Annotated in this window: 1 pseudogene; it reads right to left on the bottom strand. The window is 34.0% G+C overall.

Going from position 1 to position 285, the window contains the following annotated elements:
* Positions 1–285 (bottom strand): annotated as a pseudogene (locus tag H5119_RS20240) (tyrosine-type recombinase/integrase); the annotation flags it as partial.

Raw genomic sequence — 285 nt, 5'->3', positions numbered from 1 at the left:
CCACTTTGAGGATCTGAACTTAATATATGAGAGGGAAATAAATACTGCCATGCTAGTGTTTTTGCGGCTGAAGGATATTTTTTAGTTAAGGCATATGGCATCCATACGCCAGAATATTCCGTATTATTTAAATCAAGTTTTAAATAGTCATCAACGTTCAAAATTTGATTTCTCAGCATAGGAATTAGCTCGATGGCCAGCGTTACAATGCGGTGTTTATTACCTTTTCCATTCCATACTTGAATACATTTATAATCAAAATCAATATCTTTCACCCTTAATTGC

Source organism: Pseudoalteromonas sp. SG45-5 (assembly GCF_014164085.1).
GTDB lineage: Bacteria > Pseudomonadota > Gammaproteobacteria > Enterobacterales > Alteromonadaceae > Pseudoalteromonas > Pseudoalteromonas aliena.
This window is presented reverse-complemented; position numbering and strand designations above follow the sequence as displayed.